We start from the raw sequence: 15,098 nt of genomic DNA, 5'->3' as shown, positions 1-15,098 counted from the left end.
TCATGCAGCTCAAGTCCATCAAGCTGGTCGGCTTCAAGTCGTTCGTCGACCCGGTCACCGTGCCCTTCGACAGCAACATGACCGCCATCGTCGGTCCCAATGGCTGCGGCAAGTCCAACGTCATCGATGCCGTGCGCTGGGTCATGGGCGAGTCCTCGGCCAAGACCCTGCGCGGCGAGTCGATGACCGATGTCATCTTCAATGGCTCGACCGGGCGCAAGCCGGTCGGCCAGGCCTCCATCGAGCTGTTGTTCGATAACCGCGATGGCAGCATGGGCGGCGCCTATGCCCAGTACGCCGAGATCGCCGTCAAACGTGTGGTCACCCGCGATAGCCAGTCCAGTTACTTCTTCAACGGCCAGAAGTGCCGGCGCCGCGATATCTCTGATCTGTTCATGGGCACCGGCCTGGGCCCGCGCTCCTACGCCATCATCGGCCAGGGCATGATCTCGCGGCTGGTCGAGGCGCGCCCCGAGGAGCTGCGTTCGACCCTCGAGGAAGCTGCCGGCATCTCCAAGTACAAGGAGCGTCGTCGCGAGACCGAGAACCGCATGCGGCGCACCCAGGAGAATCTGGAGCGCCTCGACGACATCCGCGAGGAACTCGACAAGCAGCTCGAGCGCCTGAAGCGCCAGGCCGATGCCGCCAAGCGCTACCAGACCCTCAAGCAGGAGGAATATCGCCTCAAGGGTGAGTTGGCGCTGCTGCGCGGTCGCGCGCTGCGTGCCGAGCAGACCGAGCAAGAGGGGCGGGTCCGTGAACTCGAGACCGGGGTCGAGCGTGAGGTGTTGGGTGCCCGCCAGTGCGAGACGCGCCTCGAGCAGGCGAGAAGCGAGCATGACCGCCTCGCCGAGGAGCTCGAGGGCCATCAGGCCCGCTTCTACGAGACCACCACCGCCATCGCCCGCCTCGAGCAGAGCCTCGAGCATGCGCGCACTCGCGAGCAGCAACTGACGCGGGACCTCGACAGCGCCCGCGCCGAACTTGCCGACCTGGACCGTGTGAACGAAAGCGACGGGGAGCGCCTTGCGGCCCTGGATGAGCGTCTCGAGACCCTGGGCCCCGAACAGGAAGAGGTCGCCGAGGAACTGGCGCAGCTCGAGGAGGCCCTCGAGGAAGCCGAGGCCGCCAACACCGAGCATAGCGAGCGCTTCGATGCCTTCAACGAGCGCCATCAGCAGTCAAGCCACGAGGCCGAGCGTGCCCAGGACCGGGTGCGTAACCTCGAGCAGGGCGTGGAGTCGCTGGCCGCCGATGTGCAGCGCCGTCGCCAGCAGCAAGCGGAGCTTCCCGATGCCTCGGCACTTCGTGAGCAGCGCGCCGAATATGCCGAGCGCCTGGCCGAGGCGGAGCTTGAGCGCGAGGCCCTGGAAGACAAGCGCCAGCAGACCCTGGACCACCGTCAGCAGAACCGTGACGAGCGCCGCGACGCCGAGGCGAAACGGGAAGCTGAACGCCAGCGGCGTAACCGCTTGCAGGGCGAGCTGGCCTCGCTGGATGCCTTGATTGAGGCGGCGCTTGCCGACCACGACGAGGCACTGGAAGCGCATCTGGCCAGGCACGGGCTCAACGCCGCCCCCCGTCTCGGCGAGCGGCTGTCGGTCGACGCCGATTGGGAAGCGGTCGTGGGCTGGATTCTCGCCCCCTGGCTCAATACGCGCCTCGTCGATCTGGCGCACGCCCGGCAGGCAGTGGATGCTGACGCCAATACCGAGGCGCTCGGTGATCTGGCGCTGCTGGATGGCTCGCTCGAGCTCAGAAGCGCCGCAGAAGGGCTGGCCGCCAAGGTAGAGGGCGCTGGCGCCGCGGCGCTGTTGCTCACGGGGATCCACTGCGCCGCTGACGAACAAGAGGCCTGGGCGCGCGTTGAAAGTCTTTTGCCGGGTGAAAGCCTGGTGACCCCGGCTGGCCTTTGGGTTGGTCCGGGCTTTGTGCGTCGACGCGGCGAGGCCCAGGGCAGCGACAGTCTGCTGACCAGCCGCCGTCGCCGGGACGAGGTGGCCGCGGAACTGGACGAGGTCGAAACCACGCTCTCCACCCTTGATGAGCAGCTGGCCACCCTCGAGGCCCGTGATCAGGAGATCGAAGCGAACCTCGAGCAATGTCGGCGCGACGAGGCGGAGCAGCAGGAGCGCCACCAGCAGTGGACCCTCGCCGAATCCAATCTCGCCACACGACTCGAGCATCAGGAAGCGCGCGCCCGTGAGATCGATGAGGAGCTTGGGCGTCTCGAGGAGCAGCGCGAAGAGCGGGCTTTGGCACTGGAGGAAGCGCGGGAAGCATGGCAGGCGGCAATGGCGCAACTGGCAGACGATAGCGCCGAGCGCGAGCAACTGGAACGTGCCCGCCGCGAGGCGCAGGAACGACTCGCCTCCCTGCGCACCCGCCAGCGGCCGCTTGCCCAGCGTGCCCAGCAGCTGGCACTGGATCATCAGCGCCTGACCACCGAACGCGCCGGTCTTGGTCAGCAGCAGGGGCGGGCCGAGGAGTCCCGGGCGAGGCTCGAAGAGAAGTGCGCCGAACTCGAGGAAAATCTCGAGATGCTGCGCGAGCCCGACGAGGAGAATCGTGAGCGCCTTGAGGAGCTGTTGCACCAGCGCGATCGCGATGAGCGGGCCCTGACGGCCTGTCGCGACAAGACGGCCGAGTTCACCGAGCAGCTACGTGAGGACGAACTGGCTCGCCAGCAGCATGAGAGGAACCTGGAGGGCATTCGCGAGCGCCTGCAGGAAGCGCGCATGCAGGTTCAGGCACTGGCCTTGAAGGCCGACGCACAGGACGAGCAGCTTGCCGAGCTCAATCATGACGCCGATGCATTGGCCGAACACCTCGACCCCAATGCCACCGAATCCGCCTGGCGTGAGCGCCTCGACGGTCTAGGCGACAAGATTCGCCGACTCGGCGCCATCAACCTCGCCGCCATCGAGGAATACGACCAGCAGGCCGAACGGCGCGACTATCTCGAGGCCCAGCACGCCGAACTGACCGAGGCGCTGGAGACCCTGGATCGGGCCATTCGCAAGATCGATCAGGAGACCCGTACCCGTTTCAAGGATACCTTCGATCGGGTCGATGCCGGTCTACAGACGCTTTTTCCCAAAGTCTTCGGTGGTGGAACCGCATGGTTGACCCTCACGGGCGAGGATTTGCTGGAGACCGGTGTCGCCATCATGGCAAGACCTCCGGGCAAGAAGAACAGCACCATTCATCTGCTCTCGGGGGGCGAAAAGGCCCTGACTGCGCTATCGCTGGTATTTGCCATCTTCCAGCTCAACCCCGCCCCATTCTGTATGCTGGATGAGGTCGATGCCCCTCTGGATGATGCCAACGTGGGGCGCTATGCCAACCTGGTTAAGGAAATGTCCGCGACCGTTCAGTTCATCTATATCACCCACAACAAAATCGCCATGGAAGCCGGTGAACGTTTAATGGGGGTGACCATGCAGGAGCCCGGGGTTTCGCGTCTGGTATCGGTGGGTGTCGAGGAAGCGGCGGTGCTTGCCGAAGCCTGAAGCAGGCAGCGCCTGGCGAGAGTCGGTGAAATGCGACGCTTGCACCTGATCGCCAAAGCGGGTAACAAGATGGCTGATAAGAACGGTGTCGGTGAGCGCATACGTAGGGTGATTACGCAGGCCATTCGACATGCTGTCATGCAATGAATGCTGCTTGACAATCAAAAAAGACATGGCCCTTTTTTTGGTAATCGCGCTATGCTAATGGCTATTAATCTTTCCGGCATGGTGCCCCTAGCAGACAGGCAAGACGACTCATGGAACTTAGAGAGTGGCTGATCATCCTGGGATTGGCGCTGGTGACCATCATCGTGATCGATGGTGTACGTCGCTTGCAGCGTCAGCGTCGCGTCCCCCGCCTGGATCAGGTCGATGCTTCATCGACCGATGCAGCGTCGGGGTCAGACACCGACCCTGAGCAGGAAGCTCGGGACGCCGAAGTGCGCAGTGAGCTGCCCAATGGGGGCGCGCGGGTGGTCAAACCCGCCGCCTATGAGGTGCGCTCGAAACCCAAGCTCCAGCGCCAGGAGCACCCGGGACCCTCCCGCGTGCTGGCCAAATGGCGTGAGGAGAACCAGTCCGACGAAGCGCGCTCTCGGGCCGAGACTCCTTCGCGGCAAGCCGACCTCGACACAGCTGCGCCGAGTACCACCAGGGCGGCGTCAGCGCCCGCCTTCGAGTCGCCCGCCGGGGCTGAGCGTTCCTCTGAACGTTCTTTTGAGCATTCTTTTGAACGTTCTTTTGAACATGGCCAGGAACCTCACGGTGCCCCCCACGCCGAAACGCGCCAGGCGCCATCCGATGAGCGCCCACCGATGACTCGGCCCGCGCAGGTTGACGAGCAGGCGGAAGATGAAGCGGTGACCTCCGCGCGAGCCGATAAAGCTTTGGCTGATAAAGAGAGCGCTCATGCCAATCTCGAGGCAGAGTCGCAAGACGCACGTCATGACGACACACTCTCTTACGACGATGCCCTCTCCGGGCTGGCCGCCGATCCGGCGGACCATGAGGGCTATCACGATGATGAGCGCTATCGGATAGTCGACTTCGATGGCGTCTCTGACTCGTTGCGTGAACGATCAGCCAAGGTCGGCGGCTCGGTGCAACGCTTGGGGTCTTCTCTCCAGCAGAAGATGGCCAGCCGTAAGGAGCAGCGCAAGAAGGACAAGCTGGAGCGCGAGCGGCAGAAGGCCGAGCGCAAGGCCCGCGAGGCCAGCCGCCAGCAGCAGGAAAAAGCCGAGCGGGAGGCCGAGGCCCGCCGCGCGTCGGATGCGCAGAGTGATGCCGGTGATCCGTTGTTCTCATCGCCTAGCGCCCCGCAAACTCGTCACGGCGCGCACTCGTCAGAGGCCCGCCCCGGTGACGCGCAAGAGTACGCGCGTTATGAAGAAACTTATGCGCCTGAGTATGCGGAAGAGACGACGGCCTCGATGGACAATGGCGACCCCATGGATCCGACGATCGAGCAGGCGCTGCGCACCAGCGTTAAGGTCGATCACCCCCGTGAGACCCTGGGGAATGCCGAGGAAATCGTTGTCATCAGTGTGATGTCTCGTGATGAGGACGGTTTCTCCGGTACTGCCCTATTGGACCTGATGTTGGTCTGTGGCCTGCGCTATTGCCGCGATATGCAGATTTTCCATCGCTTTGAGACGCAGGATCCGCACAGTGAACTCCAGTTCTCGATGGTCAACGTGATCAAGCCGGGAACCTTCCCGATCGCTGACGGTGATGACTTCACCACGCCGGGTATCAGCTTTCTGATGCCGCTGCCGGGCGCGCACGATGGCTCGGCGGCCTTTGAGGCCATGGTGGAAACGGCCATGGTCGTCGTGCGCCATCTGGGCGGTGAGCTGAAGGACGAGAACCACAGCGTGATGACCGCGCAGACCGTCGGCTTCGCCCGCGAGCGGGTGCAAGAATTTGACCGCCGTCACCGGCTGCACCGTACCCAGGCCAACTGAATCGCTATCCTTTGCTAGTACGACCCTCCACATGGGCTCCCTCGGGAGCCCATGTGTTGTTTGGGACCCGCCGCCGCTACAATGTCTGTTTGCTTACCAGACGTGATGCCGCCCCTTCATGAGCCAGCCTGATACCAAGATCCGCGATGAGGTGGCCCAGCTGCGCGCCGCCCTCGATGATGCCAACTACCGCTACTACGTGCTCGACGAGCCGCAGCTGACCGACGCGGACTACGATCTCAAGCTGCGCCGCCTGCAGGAGATCGAGGCCGAGTACCCGGCGTTAGTGACCCCGGATTCGCCGACCCAGCGCGTAGGCGCCGCCCCGGCCGATGGCTTTCCCGAGGTGACGCATGATGTCCCCATGCTGTCGCTCAACAACGCCTTCGACGAGGATGAACTAGCCGATTTCGTGCGCCGGGTCGCCGGTCGGCTGGAGGTCACTCCCGAGTCTCTGTCTTTCTGCTGTGAGCCCAAGCTCGATGGCGCCGCCGTGTCGCTGGTCTTTGAGAATGGTGAACTGACCCGTGGTGTGACGCGGGGCGACGGCCGCACCGGCGAGGGCATCACCTCCAATCTCAAGACACTGAAATCGATCCCGCTCAGGCTGCGGGGCAAGGAATGGCCGGACCGCCTCGAGGTACGTGGCGAGGTCACCATGCGTCACGCCGACTTCGAGGCCATGAATGACAAGGCTCGGGAGGAAGGCACCAAGGTGTTCGCCAACCCCCGCAACGCCGCCGCCGGCAGCCTGCGCCAGCTCGATCCGCGCATCACCGACAAAAGGCCCCTGGAATTCAGCGCCTATCAACTCGTCCAGGGAACGGTCAGCTTGGCCGATATCGCTACGCCCACCCATAGTCAGCAGATGGCCTTGCTGCGTGATTGGGGGTTTCGCGTCAGCGCCGAGCTTGAAGTCGTCGAGGGGGCTAAAGGCATCATCGACTACTGCCGACGTCTCGGCGAGAAGCGCGACGGGCTTGGTTATGATATCGACGGCGTGGTGATCAAGGTCGATGACCTGCGAGCACAGCGCGAGCTGGGCTTCGTGGCCCGGGCACCGCGCTGGGCGATCGCCTTCAAGTTTCCCGCCCAGGAGCAGCTCACCACCCTCGAGGATGTCGAGTTCCAGGTCGGGCGGACCGGCGCCATCACGCCTGTCGCACGGCTGGCGCCGGTCTCGGTGGCCGGCGTCACCGTGTCCAATGCCACGTTGCATAACCAGGATGAGATCGCGCGTTTGGGCGTGAAGATCGGTGATCGGGTCAGCATTCGCCGCGCCGGTGACGTTATTCCGCAGGTGGTGAGGGTGATCGAGGAAGATCGGCCCGCAGATGCCCGCGAGATCGTCTTCCCCGGCTGCTGCCCGGTATGTGACTCGCAGATCGAGCGGCTGGAAGGCGAGGCCGTGGCGCGCTGCTCCGGTGGGCTCTACTGCCCGGCCCAGCGCAAGGAGGCCCTGAAGCACTTCGCCAGCCGCCGTGCCCTGGATATCGAAGGGCTAGGCGTGAAGCTGATCGATGCTCTGGTCGAGCGCGACTGGGTGAAGACCCCGGCGGATCTCTTTACCCTGATCGCCGCTGATCTGGCCGGCCTGCCGCGGATGGGCGAGAAGTCGGCGGCCAACCTGGTCGCGGCGCTGGAGAAGGCCAAGCAGACGACGCTACCGCGCTTCATCTATGCGCTCGGCATTCGCGAGGTCGGCGAGGCCACCGCCAACAACCTGGCGCGCCACTTCGGCACCCTCGACGCCTTGATGGCCGCCGATCAGGCGGATCTTGAAGCCGTGGATGACGTGGGGCCTATCGTCGCCGCCCATCTGCATACCTTCTTTCGCCAGCTCCACAATCGGGAGACCATCGACGCGCTGATCGCTCAGGGGCTCACCTGGCAGGAGGAAGCCGTGGTCGAGCGGCCGCAGCCGCTGGCCGGCGAGACCTGGGTGCTGACCGGCACCCTCGAGCAGCTGACCCGCGACCAGGGCAAGGCGCGCCTGCAGGCGCTGGGCGCCAAGGTCGCCGGCAGCGTGTCGAAGAAGACGGCCTGCCTGGTGGCCGGTGAGGCCGCCGGCAGCAAGCTTGCCAAGGCGACGGATCTCGGTGTGCCGGTGATCGACGAGGCCGAGTTCCTGAGCCGCCTGGAGGCCTGGGAGCGCGGCGAATCCATGGGCGCTGAAAGCGACGCTGACCATCAAGAGGAGACGCAATGAGCCGTTTCGTGGAAGTCCCCTATCGCATGCTGCCCGGCGAGACCCTCGACGCCCTGCTCGAGGCCTTTGTCACCCGCCAGGGCTATGACACCACCGATACCGGAGACGGCATGGCCGGCTGGACCGGCGAGCTCAAGCGCCAGCTCGAGCAAGGCGAGCTGCTGATCGCCCATGACCTGCAGACCGAGCTGACCGAGGTGATGACGCTTGCCCAGTGGCGCGCCTTTGGCCGAGAGCTTGCCGACGACGAAGAGGATTGATGGGCCGGGTCACGCCACGACAAGGCAAACGCCAACGGCCCCGCTGAGCGGGGCCGTTTTCACGAGACGATGACCAGCATCGATCCGGGCGCCTGTCAGTCCCTCAGAGGTGACGGGCGCTTTCGTCGCCGACATAGGCCGGGTCGAAGGCCTGGCGGCTGAAGATGCGGTGCACCATGGGCGCGAAGTGCTCAAGCGGCCGGGTCGGGTAGTCTGGATCGAAGGAGGCCTGATCCCAGCGCTCGCAGAAGTCGACGCAGCGCTGGTACCAGGGGTGATCCTGGTAGCGGTCGCGCTCCAGCGGGTCGCCTCCGAAGTGGTGGATGTAGTAGTAGTTCTGGAAGAGCCCGTGGTGCTCGATGATCCAGGTCACCTCGGCCCGCACGTAGGGGCGGATGATCGAGGCGGCATACTGGGAATGGTTGTGGGGCGCCAGGTCGTCGCCGAGGTCGTGGATCAGCGCCGCCACGATCATTTCCTCGTCTTCGCCGTCGTCCTCGGCGCGGGTGGCGGACTGCAGCACGTGCTCGAGGCGCGAGACTCGGTAGCCCGAGAGGGTGTTCTCCAGGGCCTTCAGTGCCTCGAGGATGCGTTCGGGCAGCGCCTCGACGAAGCGCTCCTCGAGCTCGCCGAGCAGCTGGTACTCCTCTCGGGTGCCATCCTTCATCTGGGTGAACGCTACGGTATTCATGCGGCAGTCTCGCTCTCGGTTGTGGCGGTGGCGCGATCGGTCTGTGCCTGCTTGGCGAGTGCCCGATAATGGCCGGTGGGGCCGTCCCGGTCGATGTAGCAGCCCTGCAGGTGGCGGAAGCCTTCGTTTTGATCGTAGGCGGTGCGGCCATGCAGGACCCGGTTGTTGTCGAACATCATCAGCTCGCCATCGCCCAGCGGGAACTGGATCTCGTAGTCCGGATGAGAGAACAGCTCGCCGAGGCGGCGTCGGGCCCGCTGGAAGGCACGGGTGCTGGCCTCGTCCATCAGTGGCAGATAGTCCAGGCGCGGGCTGTAGTGCACGCCGTCCATCCGGCCCATGGCGTCGAGGTGGATCATCGGCCGGCGTTCGATCAGCTCGACCCCGTCGTCGATGAAGCGAAAGCGCACCGGCACGCTGGCCAGCAGGTGATAGCCCTCTGGGTCCTCGGCGCGCAGCTGCTCGGCGACGGCCAGGCTGTCGACCAGCGTCGAGAGGCCGCCGGTGGTCTCGTTGGTCAGACAATGCAACAGCTGGATGCCGGGCACCGGATCGCGATAGGGATTGTCGGTGTGCGGGGCCAGGGGCACGCTGCGATAGGCTAGGTCGTTGGAGTCGGGGCGTGAGCAGACCTCGAAGTACGTGCCGAAGTTGGTCGAGCGCACATGGCCGAAGGTCTCGCCCACCTCGACCAGGTGGCCGCCGTCGGTCGGCACGTTCTGGAGAATGATCACCCCGTGGCGCAGGTAGGTCTCGAGGGCCTCGCGGAAGGCGTCGGGCTCGGCGAGCGTCTGCCAGTCCCTTGTGATGCAGGCGAAATCGATGTCGCTGGTCCAGGGCCGCGGGGTAGGCAGGCCATCGCCATCATCGAAGTCGTCGGCGAAGTGGCGCAGGTCATAGTGGCCGGTGTGGCCGTCGCTGAAGGTCAGGCGGGCCTGGTGGTCGCCGATCCGCTCGGCACCGATGAGTGTCAGGTCATCGTCGAGCTGATGCGGGTTGAACAGGCGCTGCTGGGTGGGGCCGTCCAGGCTCTCCGGCTCCTGGCAGCGCTCGCGCAGCCACAGGGCCGGCAGCTCGGTGTGGGTGCCAGCGGAATCCGTGGCGACGACCTTGGCGGGGGATTCTTGGACGTGAAACATGGGGTCTGACATCCTCTTGGGTCCTGACGGAATGTATTGGCCGGGATTCTACGCATCGGCCTGACGCCAGGAAGGCGCGCCCACCTTATGCCTCCCATAGAGTTACCTTATGGCCGACACCGACGACGCACTGCCCAGCCTCAAGGCACTCATCGCCTTTGAGACCGCCATTCGTCTGGGCTCGCTGACCGCCGCGGCCAAGGCACTCGGCGCCACCCAGCCGGCGATTTCCCAGCGCATCCGTGGCCTCGAGGGGCAGGTGGGGCTGGTGCTCTTCGAGCGCGGCGGCGGGGGCCTCGTCCCCACCCGAGAGGCATTGCGCTACTACGACGAGGTCGCGCCCGCGCTCGGCCGCATCGACAGCGCCACCCGCTCGCTCAAGGCCCGGGCGCGCGCCACGCGCCCGCGGGTGCTGATCGCCGCCAACTTCGGTTTCGCCCACCTGTGGCTGCTGCCCAGGCTCTCGCGGCTCGAGGCGGCTTTCCCCCAGGTGGATATCGAGGTGCTCGCCGTCGATCGGGACGATCAGGATCATCTGGCCGACATCGCCATCCATTGTGATCGCGAGAGCGAGCCGGGCGATCGCTTCACGCCGGAGGAGGTGTTTCCGGTCTGTAGCCCCGCCTTCGCCGCCGCGCATGGGCTCGCGGTAGGGGATGCCCCTGCCCGCTGGTCAGCGCTGCCGCTTTTGCACATGGACGAGCGTAATTCGCGCTGGCTCGACTGGCGGGAGTGGAGTGCCCTGGCCGGTGTGTCCTATGAGGAGCAGGGGGTCGTGTTCCGCTACAACAACTATCCGCTGCTGATCAATGCGGCCCAGGCCGGCAAGGGCATCGCCCTGGGCTGGGATCTGCTGGTCGAGGAGGCGATCGAGGACGGTAGCCTGATACCGCTGGCCCCGCCGATTCGCCGCGAGAGCCATGGCTATGTCCTGCGCACCCGCTATGCCCACAGCGCCCTGATCGGCGAGATCATTCGCTGGGTGACCTTGGAGATCGAGCGCCGCGAGCCCTGATCAGCTGTGTGTCTGGCTCTTGATCAGGTCGCTGATCAGTCGCCGTCCCGGATGCAGGTGATCGGCCAGCGCCCGCTCCACCGGCAGTGGTTCGTCGCAGATCCGTGAGGCGATCACCTCGGCGCAGAGCGGCGCGCTGGCGAGCCCCCGGGAACCGTGGGCGGCGCTGATCCACAGCCCCGCATGATGGGGGCCGGAGACGTCCGGGACGCGCTTGGCATCCTTGGCAAGCACCGCATAGCGCTCGCGCCACTTTGCGGCGTCCGGCACCGGGCCCGCGTAAGGCGTCTTGTCGGGGCTCGCGGCGCGCACCGCTACCCGCCCCGTGAGGTACTCAGGCGTCAGGTCGGCGCCGGCCTTCTGCAGGGCATCGCGCAGCGCCTGGACCAGGCTCGGCAGGCTCGCCTCCAGTTCGGCGATATTGGCCGCATGGTCGGCGTCACGCGGTGCCGTGTCGGTGTCATGGGGCGCGAAGGTGGCGCCAAAACTCAGTACACCGTCTGTTGCCGGGGGCACATAGCCACCGGCGCAGACCACCCGCGAGAGCGTCGGCACATCAATTCCCTCGGGCAGACGCAGGGCGCTGACCTGGCCACGAATCGGCTGCAGCGGCAGCGCCTCGGTCTGGGTGAAGCGGTTGGCGAGCGCCGCCGTGGCCACCACCACCTGATCGGCATCGATTGTCTCGCCATCGGCCAGCGTCAGCGTCCAGCCGTCTTGATCCGGGCCCAGCTGCGTGAGCTCGGTGACGTCGCCATGCTGCAGGCGAATGCCGGGTGTCGCGGCGAGGCGGGCGCACAGGAGATCGGGGCGCACCCAGCCGGCGCCTGAGTAGTCGAGGCCCGGTGAGTCGATGGCCAGCCCTGCACGCGTCGAGGCCGTTTCGGCACCCACCCCCTCTACCACGTCATTGGGCAGAGGATGGTTGGCCAGGAAGCGCGCCTGGCGCCTGGCCTCACGCTCGCCGGTCGCCAGTTGCAGCACGCCGCAGTCGTCCCACAGCGAGTGGTCGGGGTCCAGCAGCGAAAGCCAGCGCCGGCTGTACATGAGCCCCGAGAGATAGACGCGGCTCTGCGAGTTGGTCTCGGCGGCAAGCTTCACATAGAGCGCGCCCTGACGATTACCCGAGCCGCCGGCCCCCGGCGCCTCGCGCTCGATCAGGGTCACGGCCACGCCGCGCCTCGCCAGGGCCTCGGCGACCGTGGTGCCGGCAAGGCCGGCGCCAATCACCGCCACATGCCGGGCGGGTGCCGCGGTGGGCGGCGTGAACCACGGGGTCGTCGGGCGCGGGTCATGCTGGGGCGCTGTGGCAATCTCGCCGGCGAGCATCTCGCGCTTGCGACCGTGGCCCTGCACCTTGCGCCAGGCAAAGCCGGCGGCCTTGAGGCCGCGCTTGACCACACCGGCGCAGGTGAAGGTCGCGAAGGTGGCGCCCGGGCGGCTGGCGCGGGCCATGGCGGTGAAAAGCTCAGGTTGCCACATCTCTGGGTTCTTGGACGGCGCGAAGCCATCCAGAAACCAGGCATCGACCTTGCCATCGAGCTGGCCCAGTCGCTCGGCGCTGTCGCCGAAGTGCAGGTCCAGGGTCACACGCTCATCGAGACGCAGCCGGTGGACGCCTGAGACCGGCGCCGGCCATTGGCCGATGAGGCTGGCGGCCTTGTCGTGAAAATCGGGCCAGCCGGCCAGGGCCCTGGCCAGATCGTCTCGGGTCATCGGGAAGCGCTCGGTGGACACCAGGTGCAGCCGCGCCTTGGGTGGAGCATGACGCTCGAAGGCGGCCCAGGCACACAGCATATTGAGCCCGGTGCCAAAGCCTGTCTCGCCGATCACGAAGGGCCGCGGCTCCTGCCAGGCCGCCAACCGTTCGGGCAGGCGGTTGGCATTGATGAAGACGTGCTCGGTCTCGGCGCGACCGTCGTGGCGCGAGAAGTAGACATCATCGAAGGCGCTGGAGTGGGGCGCCTCGCTGTCGGTGTCGTCGCGTGGCCAATCGAGGCGAGCAACCTCGAGGGCAGCCAGGGGAGGCAGGGGCGCAGGGCGGTCGTCGGCGGCACTCAAGGCGGGCTCCGAAAAGCATCAAGATTGATCAAAAAATAACCAGTTTCACCGAATGGGCGTCTTGGCTGGCTTATGGCAAGGCATCCGCGGACTTTCAACAAGCTTTTCCACAGCCACGGTGTAAAACTGGCTGTGGAAAACCTGTCTGGGGAAAACGTCTTCCGGCGGGCAGGATCAGGCGCTGCTCACGTGCGGCTCAGGGCAGCACCTTCTTGAATGGCTTCACGGTCACCTTGGCGTAGACGCCGGCGATCACGTAGGGGTCGGCGTCGGCCCAGGCCTGAGCGCTCTCCAGATCATCGAACTCGGCAACCACCAGGCTGCCGCTGAAGCCGGCGTCGCCCGGGTTCTCGGCATCGACGGCCGGGTGCGGGCCAGCGAGCACCAGGCGACCTTCGTCGCGTAGCTTCTCGAGGCGGGCCAGGTGGTCCGGGCGGGCGGCCATGCGCCATTCGAGGCTGTTATTCACATCTTCACTGATGATGGCGTAGAGCATCGCAGTTTCCTTCGCTGAGTGAGACAGGAAGGCGCCGTCGCACCTGAAATTGACCGCAACCGGCGCGGCGCGCACCATATGAAGCCTATTCTGACAAAGACGCCTGCCGGCGTCATGCTGATGAACGAGACTCACGTGCCCCCCGCTACCGCTGATGCATCTACCCCTCAGGCCGATAGTGCCTTCGACGAGGCGCCGGGCATCGATCTGCATATGCACTCCACCGCGTCGGATGGCGCCCTCTCGCCCGCCGCGCTGATGAAGTTGTGCCGTGAGCGTGGCCTCTCGCGGGTATCGCTCACCGATCATGACACCCTGGATGGTGTCGCCGAGGCGCAAGACGCCGCGGCGACGCTGGGCATCACGCTACTGCCTGGGCTCGAACTGTCGTCTCAATGGCAGGGGCTGAACATTCATGTGGTGGGTTTGCTGCCAGAGGGCGCTCAGGGAAGCCTGGTGGCGGGTCTCGCGTCTCAGGCGCGCGCGCGGATTGCCCGCGGTGAAGAGATCGCCCGGCGCATGGAAAAACTGGGGCTTGATGACGCCCTGGCCAAGGCGCGCGCTCAGGCCGGCAGCGAGCGCCCGCTGGGGCGCCCGGATTTCGCCCGGGCGATGGTCGCCGATGGCCTGGTCAAGGACATGGGCACAGCCTTCAAGAAGTACCTGGGCAGCGGCAAGCGGGGAGACGTCAAAGCCGGCTGGCCGTATCTATCCGAAGTGGTCGAGTGGATCGTGGATGCCGGTGGTGTGGCGGTGCTGGCGCATCCGCTGCGCTACGGCCTGACCCGGCGCAAGCGTGGCCTGTTACTGGATGCCTTCACCGCTGCCGGCGGCGAGGCCTGCGAGTTGGTCAGCGGCTTCCAGAACGCGGATGTGACGCGAGACCTTGCTCGCCAGCTAGACGAGCGGGGTCTCTTCGGCTCGCTTGGCAGTGACTTTCACTTTCCCGGTGGGCCGGTAGCGCCGGGTAGCATGAGCGCGGTGCCGCGCACGGCACTCAGGCCCATCTGGCAGCATCCCCGTTTGGCGGCGATCCTCGATCGGGCGGCCTGACCCGCGATTTTCCATGATGGATCAAGCAACGCAGGAGCGAGCATGACGCAATTCTTCCAGCTGCATCCCGAGAACCCCCAGAAGCGCCTGATCGATCAGGCGACCGAGATCATCCGCAAAGGCGGCGTAGTGGCCTATCCCACCGATTCCGGCTATGCGCTGGGCTGTCATCTGGGCGACAAGAAAGCCATCGAGAAGATCAAGTGGCTACGCTCGCTGAATGACAAGCACAACTTCACCCTGGTGTGTTCCGATCTGTCCGAGATCGGCACCTATGCCAAGGTCGATAATGCGGAATTCAGGCTGCTCAAGACACATACGCCGGGTGCCTACACCTTTATCCTCAATGCCACGAACGAAGTGCCACGCTTGCTTTTGCATCCCAAGCGCCGCTCGATCGGGGTGCGAGTGCCGGATCACCGCATCACCCATGCGCTGCTCAAGGCGCTCGGTGAGCCGCTGATGAGCGTGACGCTGATCCCGGTGGGTGAGGAACTGCCGATGACCGATGCCGAGGAAATCCGCGAGCGTTTCGGCGCTCACCTCGATCTGGTCATCGATGGTGGCGCCTGCCACCTAGAGCCGACCAGTGTGATTGATCTACGCGATCTGCCACCGGTCATCCTGCGCGAAGGACGTGGCAATCTGGCGCCATTCAGGGGCTGAGCCTACCCTGCGACGGCGCCTTGGCCAGTGGG

Annotated in this window: 11 protein-coding genes; 7 read left to right on the top strand and 4 right to left on the bottom strand. The window is 65.6% G+C overall.

What is annotated here, in order from left to right:
- The first annotated feature begins 2 nt into the window (after window positions 1-2).
- The 4 genes from smc to ETC27_RS16300 all read left to right on the top strand — a co-directional run bounded on the left by smc (window position 3) and on the right by ETC27_RS16300 (window position 7,945).
- Window positions 3-3,512 (top strand): chromosome segregation protein SMC, encoded by a 3,510-nt coding sequence (smc, locus tag ETC27_RS16315; RefSeq protein ID WP_136256023.1) that lies wholly within the window; start codon window positions 3-5, stop codon window positions 3,510-3,512.
- A gap of 257 nt (window positions 3,513-3,769) precedes the next feature.
- A complete protein-coding gene (zipA, locus tag ETC27_RS16310) occupies window positions 3,770-5,476 on the top strand; it encodes a cell division protein ZipA (protein WP_136256022.1) in 1,707 nt (568 codons plus the stop codon).
- A 118-nt stretch (window positions 5,477-5,594) separates the two neighbouring features.
- Entirely contained in the window at window positions 5,595-7,685 is a 2,091-nt protein-coding gene (gene ligA / locus ETC27_RS16305) for an NAD-dependent DNA ligase LigA (protein ID WP_136256021.1), read from the top strand.
- Window positions 7,682-7,945 carry a YheU family protein gene (locus ETC27_RS16300; protein WP_136256020.1) on the top strand — a complete coding sequence of 88 codons (264 nt, stop codon included), beginning with the start codon at window positions 7,682-7,684 and terminating at the stop codon, window positions 7,943-7,945. The genes ligA and ETC27_RS16300 overlap by 4 nt, the downstream gene beginning before the upstream one ends.
- A 103-nt stretch (window positions 7,946-8,048) precedes the next feature.
- Here the strand turns inward: ETC27_RS16300 and ETC27_RS16295 are convergent, their stop codons facing one another.
- Window positions 8,049-8,636 carry an HD domain-containing protein gene (locus ETC27_RS16295; RefSeq protein ID WP_136256019.1) on the bottom strand — a complete coding sequence of 196 codons (588 nt, stop codon included), beginning with the start codon at window positions 8,634-8,636 and terminating at the stop codon, window positions 8,049-8,051.
- Entirely contained in the window at window positions 8,633-9,775 is a 1,143-nt protein-coding gene (locus ETC27_RS16290) for a TauD/TfdA family dioxygenase (RefSeq protein ID WP_136256018.1), read from the bottom strand. Before ETC27_RS16290 ends, ETC27_RS16295 begins: the two co-directional genes overlap by 4 nt.
- 109 nt (window positions 9,776-9,884) lie before the next feature.
- On the opposite strand from ETC27_RS16290, the gene ETC27_RS16285 reads away from it, so the two are divergent.
- Complete coding sequence (locus tag ETC27_RS16285) at window positions 9,885-10,790, top strand: LysR substrate-binding domain-containing protein (protein WP_136256017.1); 906 nt, start codon at window positions 9,885-9,887, stop codon at window positions 10,788-10,790.
- Here ETC27_RS16285 and mnmC read toward each other — a convergent pair whose 3' ends face one another.
- Complete coding sequence (gene mnmC / locus ETC27_RS16280) at window positions 10,791-12,851, bottom strand: bifunctional tRNA (5-methylaminomethyl-2-thiouridine)(34)-methyltransferase MnmC2/FAD-dependent 5-carboxymethylaminomethyl-2-thiouridine(34) oxidoreductase MnmC1 (protein WP_136256016.1); 2,061 nt, start codon at window positions 12,849-12,851, stop codon at window positions 10,791-10,793.
- A gap of 196 nt (window positions 12,852-13,047) precedes the next feature.
- Complete coding sequence (locus ETC27_RS16275) at window positions 13,048-13,347, bottom strand: YciI family protein (RefSeq protein ID WP_136256015.1); 300 nt, start codon at window positions 13,345-13,347, stop codon at window positions 13,048-13,050.
- 213 nt (window positions 13,348-13,560) lie between these two features.
- Between ETC27_RS16275 and ETC27_RS16270 the strand changes: the two genes are divergently transcribed.
- Together ETC27_RS16270 and ETC27_RS16265 are read left to right on the top strand one after the other, a co-directional pair.
- Window positions 13,561-14,400 carry a PHP domain-containing protein gene (locus tag ETC27_RS16270; protein ID WP_240724958.1) on the top strand — a complete coding sequence of 280 codons (840 nt, stop codon included), beginning with the start codon at window positions 13,561-13,563 and terminating at the stop codon, window positions 14,398-14,400.
- Window positions 14,401-14,442: 42 nt separating this feature from the next.
- Entirely contained in the window at window positions 14,443-15,066 is a 624-nt protein-coding gene (locus ETC27_RS16265; RefSeq protein ID WP_136256014.1) for an L-threonylcarbamoyladenylate synthase, read from the top strand.
- Window positions 15,067-15,098 lie beyond the last annotated feature (32 nt).

It is taken from the genome of Onishia niordana (genome assembly GCF_004798965.1).
Lineage (GTDB): Bacteria > Pseudomonadota > Gammaproteobacteria > Pseudomonadales > Halomonadaceae > Onishia > Onishia niordana.
Note: the sequence above shows the minus strand (reverse complement) of the source record. Positions and strands in the feature narration are given on the sequence as shown.

Bases quoted from the DNA above. Each gene is read 5' to 3' on its own strand.
- ETC27_RS16270 (WP_240724958.1), top strand. From the start codon at position 13,561: ATGCACTCCACCGCGTCGGATGGCGCCCTCTCGCCCGCCGCGCTGATG.
- ETC27_RS16300 (WP_136256020.1), top strand. From the start codon at position 7,682: ATGAGCCGTTTCGTGGAAGTCCCCTATCGCATGCTGCCCGGCGAGACC.
- ETC27_RS16285 (WP_136256017.1), top strand. From the start codon at position 9,885: ATGGCCGACACCGACGACGCACTGCCCAGCCTCAAGGCACTCATCGCC.
- ligA (WP_136256021.1), top strand. From the start codon at position 5,595: ATGAGCCAGCCTGATACCAAGATCCGCGATGAGGTGGCCCAGCTGCGC.
- zipA (WP_136256022.1), top strand. From the start codon at position 3,770: ATGGAACTTAGAGAGTGGCTGATCATCCTGGGATTGGCGCTGGTGACC.
- ETC27_RS16295 (WP_136256019.1), bottom strand. From the start codon at position 8,636: ATGAATACCGTAGCGTTCACCCAGATGAAGGATGGCACCCGAGAGGAG.
- ETC27_RS16290 (WP_136256018.1), bottom strand. From the start codon at position 9,775: ATGTTTCACGTCCAAGAATCCCCCGCCAAGGTCGTCGCCACGGATTCC.
- ETC27_RS16265 (WP_136256014.1), top strand. From the start codon at position 14,443: ATGACGCAATTCTTCCAGCTGCATCCCGAGAACCCCCAGAAGCGCCTG.
- smc (WP_136256023.1), top strand. From the start codon at position 3: ATGCAGCTCAAGTCCATCAAGCTGGTCGGCTTCAAGTCGTTCGTCGAC.
- ETC27_RS16275 (WP_136256015.1), bottom strand. From the start codon at position 13,347: ATGCTCTACGCCATCATCAGTGAAGATGTGAATAACAGCCTCGAATGG.